This is a genomic window from Pedobacter frigiditerrae (assembly GCF_004331645.1).
GTDB classification, from domain to species: domain Bacteria; phylum Bacteroidota; class Bacteroidia; order Sphingobacteriales; family Sphingobacteriaceae; genus Pedobacter; species Pedobacter frigiditerrae.
In genome coordinates, this window is the sequence record NZ_SJSK01000002.1 from 155,466 (window position 1) to 174,964 (window position 19,499).

Sequence of the window (19,499 nt, forward strand, 5' to 3'; positions counted from 1 at the left end):
GGATGGTAGATTGTTAAATCACAATAACAGTCGGCATTTATACCGACCATTATTGTGCTCAATTTTAGGATTAATATCCTGTGTTTTGACCAAGTTTAGTCGCTCTATTTAACTCATTTTGACCAATTGGATATAAATAGTTTTTAGCAGTAAATGATCTGTTCTCTACTGTGAATTTAGTATAGGTAAAGGTTGTTGCAGAAGTTGGAACAATTCTCATTCCACTTACTGGACCATTAAAGGTCGTTTCCCCTTCTTTCCAACGGCGAACATCAAAGAAACGGTGTTCTTCAAATGCTAGTTCTACCCTACGCTCATTGCGAATACGTTTACGAATTTCTACCTTGTCTAAAGGAACATATCCGTTACCTGCTGGATTAGTTGTTTGCAAAGCTGGCATGGCTACTCCAGCTCTAGCACGAATTAAATTTACAGCGGCTAAAACTTGTGTTGCTGCTGCAGTTCCTTGCGCTTCATTTAATGCTTCTGCATAGTTTAACAATACTTCTGCATACCTAAAGTAAATCCATGGGCGACGAATAGTAGTTATTGTACCAGCCCATGACGCACTTTCGCTTAAAAACTTACGCATGTAATAACCAGTTTTGGTAGCGTTAACATTTAAGCCTAAACCATCTCTACCACCTACAAAAGTTTCTACATCCTTACTTTTAAATCTGTTTGCTGGCAAAATTGGTTGTACAGATGCGGTATTGAACAATACTGAAAATCCAAATCTAGGATCCCTATTGTTATAAGGTGTAGCTGCGTTGTAACCAGATGTTGCATCAGTAATTGGTTTACCTGTGGTTCTCATTTCATAAGCGTCAACCATTTCCTGCGTCGGATTGGTACGTCCATTAGCAGCATCGTAACTAACAGGTGCATTGTTTTGCTCAATCGCCACGGTAGCAGTAGCCGATGTTGCAAAAATCACTTCAGTATTAAAAGCGCCAGCCGTGTTCCATAACCAAATATTCGGATAAGAAGTATAGATAGCATGTTTACCAGTATCCATTATTCTTTTAGCTGCATCAGCCGCCGCTTGCCATTTAGTTATATCGCCAGATGGATTGTACTGTGGACTAGCAGCATACAACAACAACCTTGCTTTTAATGCCATTGCAGCGGTTTGGGTTGCTCTTCCACGATCTGTTGTTCTCCATTCTGAAGGAGACAATGGCAATCTTGATATTGCATCTTCACAGTCTTTAGCAATTTGGGCAACACACTCATCAAATGTATTACGTGGTACATCTAATTCGTCGTTAACCGTCAAAGTTTTATTTACAATTACAAAACTGCCATAACGTTTTAACAATTCGAATTCGAAAAATGCTTTTAAGAAATAAGCTTGCCCAACCAAACGCGCCACCTGCAACTCATAAGTTTGGTTAGCTGCAACGTTAGCAGGCAATAACTCATCCAATACAATAAATGGACTTGTTGGTGCTTTTTCGATAAATGTATTTGCCTTGCGAATACCAGCATACATATTGGCATACACATCATCAAATGTTCTTACCGGACCCCAAGTGCCATTATTCAAAACATTTATCCCACCGTTTGAATTAGAATTTACAGCTTCATCAGAACCAGAGGCTAATATGCCACCATCGCCATCTAAATTGTATCTTTCTTGTAGTGAAGCATATACATTATTTAAAAAGTTTCTAGCGTAATCTGGGTTAGCCCAAAGTTGAGCTTCTGTAACATCATTACCGCCACTAAATGACCCATCTTGAAGAAAGCTATCTTTTTCACATCCTTGTGAGATTAACATCACCGCAAGGAAGATATAGCATATATTTTTTTTCATCTTCATCATAATTAAAATTTCAAGTTAACACCGAATGAATAGATCTTCATGTACGGATATGAGGAGTTAAAACCAGATTCTGGCAACTCTGGATCAATATTTAATTCGTTTAATTTACTAAACGTTACTAGGTTTAAACCACTTACATAAAACCTCAGTTGCGATAATTTTAGCCTTTTAACAAACCTATCGTTTAATGAATAACCCAACTCTAAGTTTTTCAACCTCACATAATCGCTAGAGCGAATCCAGAAATCAGAGTTTGCGGTATTGTTACCACGATCAGCAATCAGCAATCTTGGATACGGCGCTGAGGTATTTGTTGGTGTCCATCTATCTACACTAAACTGGTTTAAGAAACCATTATTTGTATTACCCGCATTTACCAACTGATTGATGATAACCGAGCTACCTACCGTTCCTTGAAACAAGAAGTTTAAATCGAAACCTTTAACAGCAACTGAAGCGCCCAGGCCAAAAACATGGTTAGGTACAAAATTGTAATCGGTTTTAACGATATCTAAACCGTTGATGATACCATCATCGTTTTGATCTACATACCTAATATCACCAGGTTTTACATCCTTAGCTAACAATTGTTTTGGAGCTGCATCTATTTCTGCTTGTGACTGGAAAAGTCCCATAGATTTGTACATACTGCTGATATAACCTGCGCCAGTATTTGCTGTGGCAGCAGGGCTGATTACACTTGTAATTGGATGACCAACTGATTTTTGATAAGCAGGTAAATTAGCCGCTTCGTTAATCTTTAAGATTTTACTAACCTGGTAAGTATAGTTACCGAAAACATTTAAGTTAAATCCACCTATTATTTTATTGTAATTAATGCCTGTTTCAAATCCTTTATAAGAAGCCTCACCCTCGTTTACATAAACTAAAGTTTGACCCAAGGTACTTGGTAATTGAGAACCAGTAGCCAAGTCTTTTCTAATTTCATAGAAATAATCAGCACTGATAGATAAAGATTGTTTTAACATTTTAGCATCAAAGCCAACACTTGTTTTATAAGCTTTTTCCCAAGTTAAATAAGGATTACCTAAAGCCAATTGAGCTGTACCAGTTGTACCTGTATAGCCAGTTCCAAAAGTATAACCCGTTGTACTTCTTGAGAAGAAATCATTAAATGCGAATCTTCTGGCACTTCCAATAGCATCATTACCAACTAAACCATAAGAACCTCTCAATTTTAACAAATCAAGAAATGAGCTTGTGCCTTTCATGAAGTTTTCATCAGAGATGATCCATCCAGCAGACATTGCTGGGAAAAACCCAAATCTTTGTCCAACCGCGAAATTTTCTGAACCAGAATAACCTGCGGTTAAGTCAACAAAATATCTCTTTTTAAAGCCATAAGTTAAACGGTTAGAGATACCTTCACGTTTAGTATCAAGGTTACCAAATACAGAGTAAATTTGCCTCGAAACTCTTGAACTAAATTTAACATCATGATCTCCAAAAGTTCTATCGTAATCTAAACCAGCCCAAAACTCGCTCTTTTTAACGTTCCCAGAAAATGAGTTACCTAAATAATCTACCTTAGTTGCTGTTCCATAAGTTTGGTATAAACCTGTTGGCAGCAATTCTGATGTAGCATAAGTTTGGGTAAAACCAGAACGATATAAGCCTGCAATATCATAAGCATAAAATACTTCTGCAGACAAGCCTTTTAAAATGCCATCCATTTTTTGTTTTGCACTAATGGTTGCAATCATGTTACGTAATAAATCTGTACTCGCCCCTCTTGCCTCTAACATAGCCAGTGGGTTACTTGTGGGGAAAATCGATGTTCCGCCATAAGAACCATTTGGATTAATTACAGGGAAAGCATTCGCTGGTGTAGAATATACTGCATTTAGAAAGGCTGCAGTACCTTGGTTAGGGAAAGTTAAATTAGTGATCCTTCCGCCAATATCTAAAGCCACATCTAAGTTTTTATTAACGTGTAAATCGATATTCGTTCTTAAATTATACCTTGTGAAATTGGTATTGGCATCATAGGTTTCGTTATGACCACCTTTATAAAAACCACCTTGCTGATAAGCGCTTAATAAGGTATAAAATCTTAAATAAGCATTACCACCAGTTACAGTGGCTACATAACGTTGTGTTGGTGCTACGCTTTTAGTAAAATCCTTAACAAAATTATTGTTTGGGTATTTAATTGGATCAGACCCATCTTGATAAGCTTGTAATGCTGCCGGACCATAAACTGCTGCCCCTCCGCTGTTTATTGAAGCTTCATTATATAAGGTTGCATAAGTATAAGAATCTAAGGGACGAGCAATTTGTAGCGGTGCTTGCAAGCCTGCCTGTGCATCAAAGGTAACTTTAGTTGAAGTAGCACTTCCGCGTCTGGTTTTAACGTAAATTACGCCATTAGCAGCATACATACCATACCAGGCCAAAGTTGCAGCATCTTTTAAAACGCTTACACTTTCTATCTCACCCAAATCCATTGATGCAAAATTACGCTCAATGCCATCTACCAAAATAAGGGGCTCTTGATTACTGTTATAAGATGAGCGACCGCGAACTAAAAAGCTAGACACATCATAACCTGGCTGTTGAGAGCCACTGGGATAGATTGATAATCCTGGCAACCTACCTGTAAACACGTTAGTTAATGACGAAGATGGTATTTGAGGCAAGTTTGTTGCAGAAATTGTGCTAATGGTAGCTGTTACTTCTCTTTTCTTTCTTACACCAAAGGGGATGTAAACTAAATCATCGTCGCCAGCATCAACTAGCGATTTGGTTAAAATAACATCACTGCTAGTTACTTCTCCTGCTGGTTTCAGTACAGTACCAAAACCTACCATTTTAAAAACCAAAACATCACTTGTGGTAGCTTCTATGGTAAAATTACCATTGCCGTCTGTATTAAATGTTTTGTTCTTTTTATCTTCCTGTATGGAGATAGCAACTCCAGGCAAAGGTTTTTTGTCTTGATCTACAACCCTCCCCTTTACGGTTAATTGTTCATCAGGCTTTTGCCCATAAACGTTCAGTACTGTCGTCCATAAAAACAGCAGACATACTATATATTTTGATTTTGATAATTTCATAATTGAATAAAATCTTAGCGTTATAAATTAACTGATTACTCCCAGCCTGGATTTTGGGTTAACACTCCTTTACTTTTGTAAATCTCTGTTCTAGGGATTGGATAAAGGTTTTGTCTTTCATTCCAAACTTTTTGGAAGCCAGAACCTAAAGTGATCACGTTGTAAGTGAAAGTGCCATTTGCATTTCTAAATACATCCATGCCTTTCATTGGAACAGCGATAGTTGTTGAACCAATTTTCCAACGCATGATATCATACCAACGGTGATCTTCAAAAGATAGCTCGATGGCACGCTCATGCCTAATCACCTCACGCATTTCTGCCGTAGTCATGTTATCTTTTAAACCGTAACCGTAAATACCAGCACCTTTTGTAATTCCTGCTCTGGCACGAATAGCAACCAATGCATTATAAACACTGGCATCTGGTGCCCCTAAAAATTCATTCTGTGCTTCTGCATAGTTTAATAATATTTCTGCATAGCGGAAATAGATGTAATTAAGCAAAGTAGTGCTGCCACCTACTGTTCTATAAACCTCTGGCCAGTACTTTTTGCAATAATAACGGGTTGCGGTGTAGGTTATGTTACCTGGGTTCCAATCTAAGCCATAAGTGGTGGTAGGAACTCCGTTTACATTGGTGATGGTAGAATAAACTTGTATCCTTCTACCTTGCCAAGGCAAATCGTTATAAATAATGTTGTTGTAGAAACGAGGCTCCCTACCCACATACGGCGTTGCAGGATTATAACCAGATGTTGGATCTGTAATGGCTTTACCATTTGCCATCTCGTACATGTCAACATGGTTCTGCGTTGGGTTCATCTGACCCTGGGCGCCTCCAGAACCTGGCGACATAGAAAAATCTTGCATCATTTCTCCAGCTAAAGGTGTATTACCTTTAATACGGATCATGATATATTCTGATGAGTTAGGAACGTTTAATATGTCGCCATAAGTAGCTTGCAAAGCATAGGTTTGGCGAGCAAGGCCAGCATCACCTTTCATTACTTCTGCCGCTGCATCTGCTGCCAATTTCCATTTAGCTATATCATTTGTTGGATTATTTAAAGGACTTGCTGCATATAACAAAACACGGGCCTTCAAAGCTAAAGCAGCTCCAATTGTAGGTCTGCCATAATTAGCAGTGCCATATTCTGTATCTGTACCTAATTTGGTAATGGCAATATCTAAATCATCCAAAATGTATTTGGTTACTTGAGCATAAGTACTACGAGGTAAATTAAGTTCGTCAAGTGGACCATAAACTTTATCAATAATTGGCACACCACCAAATCTTTTCGTCAATTCGAAATAAGATAAGGCACGTAAAAACCTCATTTCACCCTCTACTCGTTTATGATCGAAAATTGGAACTGTAGCATTTGGAGATGGCGGTACTTCGGCAATTCTCGATAACATTTTAACGTGAATCGCAATTCCCCTGTACATTAACCTCCATACATCACCAATCTCATTTAAAGATGCTTGCGTAGAATGTTCGTGGTACAAACCACGATTTAAAGATGTAACCGTTCCTTCTGAGTTTCCAGACACAGCCTCATCAGATGCCTGTGAAACAGTTCCCCTGTGATCGTTTAGACGAACATATTTTGTAATTAAATAATTGTAGGCATTATCTGCAAATCGAGCTGCTTGTGCCGGATCTGCAAAAATTTCATCTTCAGTTAAAGCAACTCCAGGTGTTCTTTCCAAGAAATCTTTCTTACAGGAAACAAAACAAAGCGTTAACAAGAAAATAACTATATATCTTTTATAATTTCTCATCATCTTAAAAATTAATGTTTAAACCAAAGTTGTAAACTTTAGAAGTTGGGTACAGGGCTTGCAATGGAAAGGTCTGATTAACCACGTTTAAATTCTCAGGATCTACATACATTTTAAACTTAGTCCATGTATATAAATTCTGTCCATTCAAGAATACCCTAATGTTACTTAGTTTTAAAGCACTTGACCACGCTTTAGGCAAGGTATAAGCTAATTCTACGTTTCTTATTTTTAAGTAAGCACCGTTTTGTAAGGTAAAATCATTTAAAGCATAATTTAATGATGCCGTTCCTCTTGAGTGTAATGCTGGCCAAGTTGCCGTAGCCGCGTTTGCAGGTGTCCAAGCATTTGTCATAAATGGGTACATTTGCTGACCGTTATTTTGCTCACTTAAAATTACGTTAGAACTTACATGTGCAACGCCTTGAAACATAACCGAAAGCGTAATTCCGTTATAAGATACACGAGGCGTAAAACTGTACACATACTCTGGGTTACTTGTGTAGCCAATAGAAGTTTGATCTAAAGTTGTAATCAAACCATCGCCATCCAAGTCCTTAAACTTTAAATCTCCCGGTATTGGAGTAAAACCTTGTTGCTTAACTGATGAAGCAATATCAGCAGCCGAGGTATAAAAGCCATCATTAACATAACCTATAAACTGACCTACGCTTTTGCCTTTCCGAGCTTGAAAATCAGGTGTGCCGTCTGGCTCATCATTTTCTACAATCCTGTTTTTGGCATAACCGATTTGACCGTTTATACCAAAAGAAACTTTACCAATTTGGTTCTGATAATCTAGCTCAACTTCATAACCTTTGTTATAAACTTCTCCTCTATTCAGTTGAGGGTAATTACGTCCAAAAAGCAAAGAACCACTTAACGATGAGGTTAAGATGTCCTTACGTGTTTCATCAAACACATCAACATTTAACTTCAACTTATCTTTTAAAAATCTAGTTTCTAAACCGATGTTTCTTTTGTAACCCGTTTCCCAAGTAACTTCTGGATTTCCCAAGGCATTATCACCAATAAATAAAGTTGGGAAAGTTGTAATTGACAAAGGATTTCCGAACGGAACGCCAGTATTTCCTGAAAAGGTGGTTAAATATAAGAAACGGTTATCCGATACCCTATCATTACCCACTAAACCATAACTTCCCCTTAATTTTAAATAAGTCAATAAGTTATTCTTTTTCCAGAAGGGCTCATTTGTTAATGTCCATCCTGCAGAAACAGATGGGAAGAAACCATACCTTAAACCAGGAGCAAAGTTCTCTGAACCATTGTAAGTTCCATTAACTTCCACAGTATATCTTTCGTCATAACTATAAAATAAACGACCAGCTAAACCTTGAGCAGCTCTAGGCGGAGCAGTGAAAGCTGTTCCTCCCGTGGTACGAATAAGCTGACGTGTACCCAACAATGTACCCGTTACTCTATTTTTACCAAACTCACGTTCGTAATAGAACCCAGTTTGTAAGTTCATGTTTGTACTACCAGAAGTTACACCACCATCTTGTACCGCACCTAGAGGCTCATCACGGTTACGAGTATCTGTAGAAAGTGTAGCTTCTTTAGTTACTGGATTATAGACATAAGCTGCCCAGTTTGCATTTCTTCTCTCAACGTTGTTATAATAAGAATCATACCCAAAATTTCCTTTGAATGATAAACCCTTAGTTATAAAATCTAGTTTATAATCGACATTAAAAGTACTTTCTATGGTATTGATATCATCATTACGTGTTCCGTAACGAGTTAAAATAGCATAAGGGTTCCAAATATTGGTACCTACGTTAGGGTTCGCTGTTATTCTTCCATCAGGTAAAGTTACCGGATAAGCATAAGCTGGCACCTGCAAAATACGAGAAATCATGCCTTCTATGGTATCATAAGAGAAGGCAGAAGATGACAATAAACCTGAAGGTTGATAACGAGTAGCAAAACGACCACCCAATTTTATACCAACGGTTAAATCTTTATTTAAGGTTAAGTCTACGTTAGAACGGAAATTATATCTATTGTAATTCGGTACCGTATTGATTCCATAAGGTGATGGGAATTTTTTAAAAATCCCATCTTGGAATGAATAACCAGCTGAAACAAAGTACTTCGCTATTTTTGTTCCTCCATTGATATTGATGTTGTGTTGCGTTTGAGAATAAAACTTTTTAGTTAAATAATCAAACCATTGCACATCTGGGTAACCAATGGGATCAGACTTATCTGCAAATTTTTGAATAGCATCATCAGAAAATGGTGCTGGTTTCCCATCATTAAGATAAGATTGGTTTAAAAGCTGAGCATTTTCTAACGCTGGCAAACCAACTGCTAAACCCGTATAAGTTTGTGCTGCATAATTACCAGTATAAGTAACTCTTGGTTTTCCAATCTTACCAACTTTTGTGGTAATTACGATTACACCATTTGCACCCTTTAAACCATAAATAGCTGTAGAAGCCGCATCTTTTAAAATAGATACTGTTTCAATTTCATTAGGATCTACATCTGCAAAACTTGGTCGCTCGATACCATCTACTACCACAATTGCAGAAGCACTTGCAGAGTTTAAGGTGGCTATACCACGTATTCTAATGGTTGCTGCATCCGCACCAGGTTGCCCGCTTGTTTGCACGGCAATTAAACCTGGCAACCTACCAATTAAACTATTGGTTGGATTTGGTGTTGGCGACTTCATGATCTCTTCGGCGCCGATTTGAGAAATTGCAGCTGTTACACTCGCCTTCTTTTGAGTTCCATACCCCACTACAATAATTTCGTTTAAACCTTGAGCATCTTCTTCCATGGTAATGTTAAGTACTGTTTTACCACTTAAGGACACCTCCTGATTTTTGTAGCCAATGCTAGAAAAAACAAGTACCGCATCACTTGGAACATTTTTAAGTAAAAATCTACCATCGCCATCTGTTGAGGTAGCATTGCTGGTTCCTTTCACTTTTACTCCTACACCTGGTAGTGGCCCACTTGCATCTTTTACAACACCTGTAACATCAACCCAACGATTTTTTGTGTTTTTAACACCTTTTGTTAATGGGGTACTTTTTAATGTAGTTAGATAATTTAGCTTAATACTGCCCTTTGCAGAATTAGCTGAAGCATTAATTTGCAAGAACATACACCAGAGCAGTGTGATAGAAATGTTCCGCAAAATTCTTTTTAGTAGAATTTTCCTCATACAGTTTAAATTGGTTTGTTTATTATCCAAAATATTTGGTGAGGTAAATATAGAAGATTAGCCTTTACAATTGCAAATATAAATATTCATAAAACACTGATTTTTAGCAAGTTATAATTGTTTTGATACGCTTTATACGCATACACACAATTAGCTAACAAACTGATAATATGATATATATACAAAACTAATTTTAAAAAGATTATACGCTTAAATCGCATTAAAAAAAATCGAATAAGATTTAAAGAATTTATTAACAATGGAGTTAAAATATGACGATTCTTGCTTTAATGGCAATTTATTTATCAATCACTAATTATTACATATGCTTAAATCATCAAATACCACCCTTCTGAAACAGAGCCATCGGCAATGCTTTTTTTAACTTATAGCTAAGTAATGCACCAACTCCCATTGCTTCACAATCGTCGTTATCCTTTCGTCAACTGGTCGTATCTTGGTCGCTTTTGCATAACCTCTGCGTCGTTACAGAGATGCAATGAGTCCAATATGAGTCCAATATAAGTCCAGTATGTCTCCAACTATTTATATTAATACTTGGACTTTTAATACATATGTTATGTATTTACTATTGTAACATTAATATGCTGTCACGACACAGACCCTAAGCAATGGCGATGGCTTCTCGACTGAATGGCGAACAATAGACAAAGAGAATATGAATGATAAATGGAAAATTCAAAGGGTAATGCTAGCAGTCAACTAGTGTGCGTTCCCTTCTGCACATTAATGGCTAATACACTAATTATTTAGCAACTAAAATATTCAGTAAAATCTATTACAAAAAAAGCTTCCTGATGTTCAGGAAGCTTTTAAATATCATACAAGCTGGTGTCCTTACCAGCCAATGTTTTTATGGATAAGTTGATGCTAGCACATTAACGGCATCGCCTTTGGCAGCTAAATAACGTTCTGCATCTAAAGCAGCCATACAACCAGAACCAGCGGCGGTAACTGCCTGGCGGTAATAATGGTCTTGTACATCGCCACATGCAAATACGCCTTCTAAGTTAGTTTTAGATGTACCTGGGATAGTTGTTAAATAACCTGTTTCATCCATGTCTAACCAGCCTTTAAAAATATCGGTATTGGGTTTATGACCAATTGCCACAAAGAAACCCTCAACATCTAAAACTTTAGATTCTTCAGTTTTAACGTTTAAAATTTTAATGCCAGTAACATTTTTACCGTTACCTATAACCTCGGTTGCTTGTGTATTGTAAATTACCTCGATGTTTGGGGTGTTTAATACACGATGTACCATTGCTTTTGAAGCACGGAATTCATCTCTACGCACTAACATATATACTTTTTTACAAAGTTTGGCCAAATAAGTTGCTTCTTCTGCAGCTGTATCTCCTGCGCCGACAATTGCTACATCTTGACCTTTAAAAAAGAAACCATCACAAACGGCACAGGCAGAAACGCCAAAGCCATTATATTTTTGTTCACTTTCTAAACCTAACCATTTTGCGGTTGCGCCAGTAGCGATGATTACCGTATCAGCAGTGATGGTTTTAATTTCATCTACAACAACTTTACGAGGGAAAGAAGAAAAGTCTACAGAACTTACATAACCAAAACGAATTTGAGTTCCAAAACGCTCTGCTTGTTTTCTAAAATCTTCCATCATTTCTGGGCCCATGATACCATCTGGATAACCCGGGAAATTATCTACATCGGTAGTTTGGGTTAACTGACCACCCATTTCCATACCTGTGTACATTACTGGTTTTAAATCGGCACGGGCAGCATAAATTGCAGCTGTATAACCTGCGGGACCAGACCCTATAATTAAACATTTTACGTGTTCTATTTCTTGTTCTTGCGACATGTTGTTTGTATTAATGTACAAATTTAATCTTTTAAGTTCGAAAGCTCAAAGCTTGTGGATAAAGATGAAATTGTGGAGATAATTCAGTTTGCAGTTATTAGTTTGCTGTCATCTCTATTGTTTGTTTTTTTAGCTTAGAGAAAAATATAGCAATAGTAAATGAAATGAAAAAAGGTAATACCTGAGGTATGTGATACCGTATCGATATTAAATCCCACCCTCTATTAAATATAAAATGATAACTTAAGGAAATTAACACCATAATTAAATACAGGATTAGTTTTATATTCTTAGTTATTCCATTCTTGCAAATGCAATAATAGAAAAGCCAAAACAGGAAAAACCCAGGCAAAGAAGTAATAATTCCAAAAAACAATGCAAAAACTAGATATAAGGAAATATCATTTGGGTAGGCATAATAAGATGAACCATCATACCAACCTTCAAAAAAGAAATATAAGTGATAAAGAAAAAAGCCTGTAATACTACCGCATATCCAAACTTGCAAAGGGTATCTATAAAAACTTAAGAAGCCTTTTTGACTGTTTTCCATATTCTATTTAAGGTTTATTCGCTCTAAGCACCCTTAAAAAATTACCTCCCAAAATTTTAGTGATTTCATTGGCCTTATAACCTCTTTTAAGCAATGCAGCTGTAATTTTAGGATAATCGGCTATGCTATTTATGCCTAAAGGAAATGCTTCTGCGCCATCAAAGTCGGCACCTAAACCAACATGATCTACCCCAATTAGTTTTACGATATAATCTATATGGTCAATTAACTTTTCAATAGATGGTCTTGTTGCATCAGCATCTGCTTGATGTAGAGATATTAAGGTATCAATGGCATTGCTCCTGCCATATTTTGCTGATAATGTTTTTAGTTCTGCATCATATTTAGCAAAGAATACTTTTTGTTTGGCGTTATATGTTGAATCTAAAAAGCCAGCATAAAAGTTAAGTGAAATAACGCCGCCATTTTTACCGACTGCTTTAATTTGTTCGTCATTTAAATTTCTAGGCACTGGATTTAGCGCATAAACACAACTGTGTGACACCAAAACAGGTTTTTTAGTTATCGCAATGGCATCAAAAAATGTTTTTACCCCAACGTGAGACAAATCTACAATTACGCCTAAAGCATTCATTTTACGAACAATTTGCTTACCTAAATTATTTAATCCTGCGTTTTCTGGTTTAACTTTTTTTGATGTTTCTTCTGCTGCCGAACTTGCCCAAGATGTACTATTGTTCCAAGTGAGGGTCATGTAAATCATTCCCCTTTTGGCCAGTTTCTCTAAGTTATCCAAACCGTTCTCGATCATGTGCCCGCCTTCTACCCCAATCATGGCAGCCAGTTTTTTAGCGGCAACTGCTTTTTCTAGTTCTGCTGCATTTTTAACCAAGGTGATCTTATCAGGATACCTTTCTATTAAACTGTATAGAGAATCGATTTCTTGATTTGCCAATGCATACCCCCCACTTTCATCGCACCAAATTGAAAAAACCTGAACATCTAAGCCACCTTCTTTCGCTCTCACCAAATCGAAGTTCCCAGTTTTTTGAAGTTTACCAATATCAATACCAGATTTAATTTGGTTGAACAAAATATCACCGTGGGTATCTACAACAATTGCATGTTTATGAATTGTTTCTGGACTTTGAGCAAAAACTACATAACTGAAAAAAGAAAGAGCTAAACTAAATAAATATTTTTTCATAAATACCTGAGTGTATATTGAATATAATTGACCGTAGGTTTTTTATCAATTCCTGTGGTACCAGGAAACCATGCTTCAGTTTTCATAAAAAAATCTTTGATTTTCATCATCAATGTGCTGTCGCTTAATCCCGTAACTGTGGGCTCTGAAAGCTTTCCATCTTCCTTTACAATAAAACTTACTTTAGCTTCCTCATTAGCAATTGCATTGAAATTTTCCAAACTTAAAAACCGACGAAGATCAGACTTAAAATCGCCTTTTGGCCTAGCTTGAACATCATACTTAGAAGTTTCTTTTATTTTCTGCTGAAATTCTCTTCTATCTTTTTCTTGTTGAGCTTGCACTTCTTTATTCAGTTTCTTACCTACACTTTTCCCATCTTGATAAGTGATTTCGTAAAGACCTCCATCTTGCTGCCAAACTCCATCCTTAACACCATTTTTATAATTTCCAGAAAGCATTAGCTTACCATTTTCCCAAAACTCTCTATATGAACCATTCAAAACGTCATTGTTGAACGTCTCTACCCGTTTTACAGATTCATTCTTAAAATAATGCAACCATTCACCATTCATTTTCCCATTCAAAAATTCACCTTTTGCATCTAAATAATGACCAATAGGTTTATTATATGTTGTGTCTTGATAATTATTTGCTTTACTAAAGCTGCCTTTTTTTGTTTCTCTGCTAATTATATAATAGACATATTTCCCATGGGGAATTGATAAAGCTTCATCCTTAAATGATCCTGAAACAATCAATAAGTTTTCTAGTGAATATTGTTCCATTCGATAGACAGTATCTGAATTGGTTTTAGCAAAAACAACTATATAAGAAGTTGCCTTCGCTGAGTCGGCAACCTGATCTGTTTTATCTAAGTAGTACTTTAAGTTTTGGGAGAAACCGAATTGATTTAACCCAAAAACAAAAAAAAATGAGAGTATTAACTTCATTATAAAATATTTAATTTTTCACCTCACCTTTTACTTTCTTTGTTTTCTTAACGTATCTGGTTGATTTTCGAACACCATTTTCATACGTATCTATTCGGGTTCCATTTTCTGATATCCACTCCCCATGTTTTTCGTTATTCAAAAAATTTCCAGAAACAGTAATATCTCCATACTTATCATATTCTTTATAAGCTCCATTGGCTAAACCACCTTTAAATTCCATATAACTTGAGATATTCCCATCTGGATAATAAGTAAACCATTTTCCTTCTTCTTTGCCGTTTACAAATTCACCTTCTTGGCTTTTAAATCTAGTTTTTCCCTTTAGATCATATCGTGTTCTATTGATATTATTATAATCTACAACACCAGTGTAAAAAACAAATTTACCATGAGGAATAGTTAAAAGTTCATCATTGTATGAACCTGTTTGTAATAGGTTATCATTAAGGTCATACCTTTTAAACATCCAAATATCTTGGTCACTTAGTTTGCCATAAATGGCATAAGACGTCGCTTTATTTTTATTAGAAATAACCTTATCCCCATAAAAATATACAGGCTTTATTTGTGCGTTAACCTTAATTAAACTTGTAATTAAAAATAGCAGTAGTAATAATTTTTTCATTTAAACTTAAACGTATTAATTAAAAACAGGCGATCCGTATTCTCTTCTTAATAATTTTTTATCCTTAACACTAGATTTTAAACTACCAAGATCGTAAATATCTTTTTGAAGACCACCATGCAAAAGCCATTCACCGTGCATTTTTCCATTAACATAATTCCCTGTACTAATCATTTTCCCTTTTCTATCATAACTAGAATAGAGCCCGTTTAACACATTATCTACAAAAACCTCTGAAGTTAGCACTTTCCCATCTGGATAAAAAGACAACCACACACCAGTTTTTTTGCCATCAATAAAATTACCCATTTGACTTGTAAATCTATACCTATCCTTGAAGTAGTAAAAAGTGTCATATTGATTGTTAAACATATCAACATCACCATAATAGGTAAATTTACCATGAGGGGTTTTTAAATCCACATCCTTATAAGTACCAGTCATTATTAAATTGTTATACAGATCAAAACGTTTAATTGTCCATAATTCTTCACTACTTAACTTCCCGTAAATAGCGTAAGATGTGGCTTTTGTAGAATCCCGAGTAATTACCTCTCCCATAAAATATATAGGCTTAATTTGGGTGAAAGCAGTTTGGCAAATACCAAAAAAGCACAACAAGACAAGTAACCTCTTCATAATTTTATGTTTGTATAACCCCAACATTAAAAGCTTTTTTAATAGGCGATTGATTTGCAGCTTCAATTCCCATAGAAATCACTTTACGAGTTTCTAAGGGATCTATAACTCCATCTACCCATAAACGCGAAGCAGCATAAAATGGTGTGGTCTGCCTATCATATCTATCTGTAATATTTTTTAGGAGAGCAGCTTCTTTTTCTGGGGTGATCATTTCTCCCTTTGCTTTTAAGGATGCCTCTTCCATCTGTAAAATTACTTTAGCGGCTTGTGTACCACCCATAACAGCAATTTTTGCACTGGGCCAAGCGTAAATTAAACGGGGGTCATAAGCTTTACCACACATGGCATAATTGCCTGCACCGTAAGAATTACCTATTACGATTGTAAATTTAGGAACTACAGAATTGGCTACAGCATTTACCATTTTAGCACCGTCTTTAATAATACCGCCTTGCTCTGATCGGCTACCAACCATAAATCCAGTAACATCTTGTAAAAAAACCAAAGGAATTTTCTTTTGGTTACAGTTCATGATAAACCGACTTGCTTTATCTGCACTATCTGAATAGATTACTCCACCAAACTGCATTTCGCCTTTTTTAGATTTTACAACCTTACGTTGGTTGGCAACAATACCTACTGCCCAGCCATCAACCCTAGCTAAGCCACAAATAATGCTTTGCCCGAATAATGCTTTATATTCTTCAAATTCAGAGTCATCAACTAAACGAAAAATGATTTCACGCATATCATAAGGTTTCTCTCTATTTTCTGGTAAAATGCCATAAATTTCTTCTTCATTTAATTTAGGCATAGCCGATTTAATCCTGTCGAACCCTGCATTTTCTGGCGCACCAAGCATGCTCATTATTTTGCGGATACTATCTAGGCAAGCTTTATCGTTTGGATGTTTATAATCGGTAACACCTGATATTTCGCAATGCGTAGTTGCACCACCTAAAGTTTCATTGTCTACTTCTTCGCCAATGGCAGATTTAACTAAATAAGAACCAGCTAGGAATACTGAGCCTGTACCTTCCACTATCATCGCTTCATCGCTCATTATTGGAAGGTAAGCACCTCCTGCAACACAAGCCCCCATAATAGCGGAAATTTGCACAATACCATCGGCACTCATCATGGCATTGTTCCTAAACATCCTACCGAAATGTTCCTTATCTGGAAAAATTTCATCTTGCATTGGTAAATAAACACCTGCACTATCTACTAAATAGATAACTGGCAATCGGTTTTCCATTGCAATTTCTTGCGCTCTTAGGTTTTTCTTAGCCGTCATCGGGAACCAAGCTCCAGCTTTTACAGTGGCATCATTAGCAACTATTAAACATTGCCTACCAGAAACATAGCCAATGCCAGTAACTACACCCGCACTTGGGCAACCACCTTGTTCGCTATACATTCCATCAGCTGCAAAAGCGCCTAATTCTAAAAATTCAGAGCCTTTATCAGTTAAATAGTCAATTCGCTCCCTTGCTAATAACTTGCCTTTTTCTTTTTGTTTAGCTGCATTTTTTTCTCCCCCACCTGCAAATATTTTCCTCAACTTGGCCTTAAGCTCATAGACCAATTGTTTATTTATATCCTCGTTCTTGTTGAATTCTATATTCATCTCTTAATTTGGTTAGACCAGACATTAATCTGGCGATGCGAGCAAGTTAACAGTTAAATTTAGTAAACTAAAACCTGTTTTGGTATTCAGTTGCTAAATAAAGTTAGTTTTCTTGTTAAATAACAAAAAGAGCTGTTCGTCGTTTAATGCATAATGAAATACCTGATTGTTATATTGATTTTTTGTTCGCAAATTAGCAAATCGCAAATATTTTCTTATCCGCAGTTAAACAAACAAGGGAAAGATATTGAAGCGCTTACTCCTTTAAGATGGAAAGCTATTGATACCGCTCTTGGTGATTTAAATAATGATAAATTAGAAGATTTAGCCATCATTTATGAACACAATTTGCCAATAACAGAAAGTAGAGCGTATGGCGACAATGAAACAGATTTGATTAAGGAGTTTCAAAGACCAAGGGTTTTAGCTATTTATTTTAAAAATGCACAAAGTGGAAAGTATACTTTAGCCACACAAAACAATAACTTTATTTTAAGAGCTAACGAAGGCGGTTCTTTAGGCGATCCATTAAAAAAAATCAGTATCATAGCAAATAAGTTATTGTTGCGGTTTGAAGGTGGTGCCAATTGGCGATGGAAATTAAATTATGAGTTTAAATACCAAAACAAGGATTGGAACCTAGTTAATGCAAATAACATATATTACAATGCCATTTCTGGCGAAATGACGAATAGGCAATACAATTTCTTGGCTAGAAGAATGAGATTGATTTCAGGGAACTTGGCCGACCAAGAAGGTAATAACTTGATAGATGAAGAGACACTTATCTTCACTAGCTTTAAGACTTTCGCTACTTTTAAAAAACCTTGGACTTGGGAAATTAGCAAGGATAATTTTTTGTAGCATTCGAATTCAAATCCCGTCTTTATCTGGTTAATGAAAAGCCCAAATGACTTAAAATATACCCTCTGTTTTTGCTTTTCAAAAACAATACTCATTAAAAATAATGCTATCAGCAAAATCTGCCTATTATTTAATATGTTTGGGTAAATTGAGCAAAATGAATTTAAGCATAAATACACCCGCATTATTATTTCCTGCAATAAGTTTAATCATGTTAGCTTATACCAACAGGTTTTTATCATTAGCAAGCTTAGTGAGAAGTTTACACGCTAAATATGCTGCCGATAGCAAGGATGGCTCGATAATCCACAGCCAAATTAAAAACTTACGCTATAGATTACGCTTAATTAAAAATATGCAGACTTATGGTATTTGTAGTTTTATAAGTTGCATATTTTGTATGTTTTTTATCTATATAGAAAAAGAGATAATGGGCGAAATATTGTTCGCCATTAGCTTACTATTTTTTATTGCTTCATTGTTTACTTCTCTAATTGAGATAAGGTTAAGTACTAAAGCTTTAGAATTTGAGCTAAGTGATATGGAAGATTTACAAGACCCTTCGCTGGTTCAGTACATTAAAAACAAGTTTGATAAATAGTCACAGCATATTCGCTTTGCGGTTGATTACACCGATTAAGGTGGATTTCACAGATTTTGTTGCTTTGGACTTTAAAAACTAAGTCAAATTTCTATCTCTAAACCAAACCTCGTCTGGTGCTGCTTTAAAGCTCTTCATTTTAGAAACTAGTACAGTTGCATCTGTTTCATTAAATACTAAATCTCTATTGGTTTGTTTTAAGAAACGATGTTCTACCATGACATCCATTTGTTTAAAGAGATGATCGTAGAAACCATTTACATTTAACACACCTATTGGCTTGCCGTGTAAACCTAATTGGAGCCAAGTTAAAACCTCAAACAATTCTTCGAGTGTACCAAAACCACCGGGTAAAATCACGAAACCGTCGGCCAAGTCTGCCATTTTTTGCTTGCGTTGATGCATGTTTTCGGTAACAATCATTTCTGTCAAACCTTTATGCCCAACTTCTTTATCCATTAAAAATTGAGGGATAACACCTGTTGCTTTACCTTTGTGTTTTAAGATTTCATCTGCAATTATACCCATAACTCCTACACTTCCACCACCAAAAACTAAAGTGATATTTTGAGATGCCATTGTTTCGGCTAAATCTTCAATAGCTTTTCTTAAAACCGGGTCGCCATTAAAATTGGAACCGCAATAAACACAAAGTGATTTCATTGTAGAGATTGTTTAGAACTCAAAAGTATACTTTTTTAGGGAATAGAAAAT

At 36.0% G+C, this 19,499-nt stretch carries 13 protein-coding genes; 2 read left to right on the top strand and 11 right to left on the bottom strand.

Annotated elements, in window-relative coordinates; translation table 11 throughout:
* Window positions 1-70: 70 nt before the first annotated feature.
* The 10 genes from EZ428_RS07885 to EZ428_RS07930 all read right to left on the bottom strand — a co-directional run bounded on the left by EZ428_RS07885 (window position 71) and on the right by EZ428_RS07930 (window position 17,320).
* Window positions 71-1,819, bottom strand: a complete 1,749-nt coding sequence (locus EZ428_RS07885) for a RagB/SusD family nutrient uptake outer membrane protein (RefSeq protein WP_205945643.1) — start codon at window positions 1,817-1,819, stop codon at window positions 71-73.
* Window positions 1,820-1,830: 11 nt separating this feature from the next.
* Window positions 1,831-4,905, bottom strand: a complete 3,075-nt coding sequence (locus tag EZ428_RS07890) for a SusC/RagA family TonB-linked outer membrane protein (RefSeq protein WP_131552611.1) — start codon at window positions 4,903-4,905, stop codon at window positions 1,831-1,833.
* Between the two features lie 35 nt (window positions 4,906-4,940).
* On the bottom strand, window positions 4,941-6,695 hold the full coding sequence (locus tag EZ428_RS07895; protein WP_205945644.1) for a RagB/SusD family nutrient uptake outer membrane protein: 1,755 nt from the start codon (window positions 6,693-6,695) through the stop codon (window positions 4,941-4,943).
* A gap of 1 nt (window position 6,696) precedes the next feature.
* Window positions 6,697-9,891: a SusC/RagA family TonB-linked outer membrane protein gene (locus tag EZ428_RS07900; protein ID WP_131552612.1), complete on the bottom strand. Its 3,195-nt coding sequence runs from the start codon at window positions 9,889-9,891 to the stop codon at window positions 6,697-6,699.
* 874 nt (window positions 9,892-10,765) lie between these two features.
* Window positions 10,766-11,746 carry a thioredoxin-disulfide reductase gene (gene trxB / locus EZ428_RS07905; protein ID WP_131552613.1) on the bottom strand — a complete coding sequence of 327 codons (981 nt, stop codon included), beginning with the start codon at window positions 11,744-11,746 and terminating at the stop codon, window positions 10,766-10,768.
* A gap of 560 nt (window positions 11,747-12,306) precedes the next feature.
* A complete protein-coding gene (locus EZ428_RS07910) occupies window positions 12,307-13,467 on the bottom strand; it encodes a dipeptidase (RefSeq protein ID WP_131552614.1) in 1,161 nt (386 codons plus the stop codon).
* A complete protein-coding gene (locus tag EZ428_RS07915; RefSeq protein ID WP_131552615.1) occupies window positions 13,464-14,420 on the bottom strand; it encodes a toxin-antitoxin system YwqK family antitoxin in 957 nt (318 codons plus the stop codon). Before EZ428_RS07915 ends, EZ428_RS07910 begins: the two co-directional genes overlap by 4 nt.
* Before the next feature lie 10 nt (window positions 14,421-14,430).
* Window positions 14,431-15,048 (bottom strand): toxin-antitoxin system YwqK family antitoxin, encoded by a 618-nt coding sequence (locus EZ428_RS07920; protein WP_131552616.1) that lies wholly within the window; start codon window positions 15,046-15,048, stop codon window positions 14,431-14,433.
* Between the two features lie 15 nt (window positions 15,049-15,063).
* Entirely contained in the window at window positions 15,064-15,687 is a 624-nt protein-coding gene (locus EZ428_RS07925; protein WP_131552617.1) for a toxin-antitoxin system YwqK family antitoxin, read from the bottom strand.
* Window positions 15,688-15,691: 4 nt separating this feature from the next.
* Window positions 15,692-17,320, bottom strand: a complete 1,629-nt coding sequence (locus tag EZ428_RS07930; RefSeq protein WP_131552618.1) for an acyl-CoA carboxylase subunit beta — start codon at window positions 17,318-17,320, stop codon at window positions 15,692-15,694.
* A gap of 153 nt (window positions 17,321-17,473) precedes the next feature.
* On the opposite strand from EZ428_RS07930, the gene EZ428_RS07935 reads away from it, so the two are divergent.
* Window positions 17,474-18,184 carry a hypothetical protein gene (locus EZ428_RS07935; RefSeq protein ID WP_131552619.1) on the top strand — a complete coding sequence of 237 codons (711 nt, stop codon included), beginning with the start codon at window positions 17,474-17,476 and terminating at the stop codon, window positions 18,182-18,184.
* Between the two features lie 157 nt (window positions 18,185-18,341).
* On the top strand, window positions 18,342-18,785 hold the full coding sequence (locus EZ428_RS07940) for a DUF2721 domain-containing protein (RefSeq protein ID WP_131552620.1): 444 nt from the start codon (window positions 18,342-18,344) through the stop codon (window positions 18,783-18,785).
* Window positions 18,786-18,863: 78 nt separating this feature from the next.
* On the opposite strand, the gene EZ428_RS07945 is transcribed toward EZ428_RS07940, so the two are convergent.
* The gene (locus EZ428_RS07945) at window positions 18,864-19,448 is read right to left on the bottom strand and encodes an LOG family protein (protein WP_131552621.1); all 585 of its coding nucleotides are present in this window, start codon (window positions 19,446-19,448) and stop codon (window positions 18,864-18,866) included.
* Window positions 19,449-19,499 lie beyond the last annotated feature (51 nt).